Annotated in this window: 1 protein-coding gene; it reads left to right on the forward strand. The window is 53.5% G+C overall.

What is annotated here, in order from left to right; genetic code table 11:
* Positions 1-1,702, forward strand: a 1,702-nt coding sequence (locus tag IEW15_RS25305; protein WP_229708851.1) for a nidogen-like domain-containing protein, incomplete at its 5' end; no start/stop codon positions are given.
* Positions 1,703-1,780: the final 78 nt, after the last annotated feature.

The following is a 1,780-nucleotide window of genomic DNA, read 5'->3' on the forward strand; positions in this document are numbered from 1 at the left end:
CGCGCGAGACCCCCGCCAAGCTCCCAAGCCGTCAGCAGACGGCGTCAAACCATGGGTAGCGGGCATTCGGCAACAGCCTCTGTGGGGGCATAAAAAGATGAGCATCAATCTTGCTGTCAGAACGGCCTGTGCACTCGGCCTGACGATGTGGTGGGGTGATACTGCGCAAGCGCAGAGCGCGTTCATCAATCTCTCGAACTCAAGCTATTCAATCTTTTCGGCGAATGATGATGATTCTCTGTCGGTGACACCGGGCTTCACAATGGTCATTGACAATATCCGATCCGACACATTGTGGCTCAACAACAATGGGAATGTAACCTTTGGGAGTGCGTTAGGGCAGTACACACCCGAATCACTCAGCTCGATAGCGGTTCCGATCATTGCTCCCTTCTTTGCCGATGTGGATACCAGGGGTATCGCCAGCGATCCGGTGCGCTACGCAATCGGATCGCTGGAAGGACGAAGAGCCTTCGTCGCCGACTGGAATGGTGTTGGGTATTACGCGGCGCAGAGCGACAAGCTCAACAGGTTTCAGTTGACGCTTGTCGATCGGAGCGATACCGGGGCCGGCAATTTTGATGTCTATTTTTCGTATGACAGCATTCAATGGGAAAGTGGCGATGCGAGCGGCGCAACCAAGGGCCTGGGGGGCACATCCGCCTATGTCGGCTATTCGATCGGTTCTGGACAAACGGTCGAGATCGAGGGTTCTGGTGTAAATGGCGCTTTCCTCGATGGCGGCCCGAACAGTCTGGCCGCACAAGAGCGACTATTTTACACCATCCGTAATGGCCAGATTCAAGTTGCTGATAACGACCTTCTCGCAGAGCTGATCGAGTTGGCCCACCAGTCGGCAATCAATGGCGACCAGCGGGCAGCAGAGGACATCAGGGATCCCGTCGCAGGCAGCCCCACCAGCGCCATACAGATTGCCGCTGGATCTGACCACGACACCTTCGCCATGAACGCATTTGATTCAACCAGCCGTTCCACCCTGGCGATTCAATACGGCGCCTATAGTGGTCAGGGTGAGGATACCGAAGTTTACGTTCTTCCTTTATCTCATTCATTTTCATTTGGTGAACCGGATAACACGTTCAGCCGCATCCAGGTTTCTCTGCCGGTCAGTTATACAAAAACCGACGGCAAATCGTCGCAGGCAATGAGTCTCGGCTTTGGCCTGCCAGCGGATATCGTCCGCTTCGACGCCGAGTCATCGCCCATAGCGTGGACGGTCACGCCATCCATACGGGCAGGTGTGGTCCATTCTGACGATTTTGACACGGGGGTTCTCACATTCGGCACAGCGCTGTCCAGCAGCCTTGGCTATGCCATCGACCCATATACCCGGCTGATCATGGGGAATACGATCGGGCGGTATTTTGCTAAAGATCGATCCTGGATAAACAGCTCAGCCCGCTATGATTATAATCTGAATCACACGATTCTTCAAAACGGCCTCAAAATCGAGGCTGACACCGAGATCCTTAAATATCCCAGCACGATATCAGCCTATGTCAACATCACACATATATCTGACGACGACACGGTCATTAAGAATTATCGAGAATATGGCGTTGCCATCAAGCCAGATATTGGACTGTCCAATGACATTCTCAAGGGCCTTTTGCTGGCCGTGTCGTGGACGGATGCCAACGACTATAGAGGTGGAAGCATAAACTTCAGCCTGCCGTTCTGAGAGTCGGACTCAAAACTAATACCCATTGATTTCAAGCCCTTGCGATGAACCGTGCGGTGCGTCGGATGGAGGCGATGA

It is taken from the genome of Tistrella bauzanensis (genome assembly GCF_014636235.1).
GTDB lineage: Bacteria > Pseudomonadota > Alphaproteobacteria > Tistrellales > Tistrellaceae > Tistrella > Tistrella bauzanensis.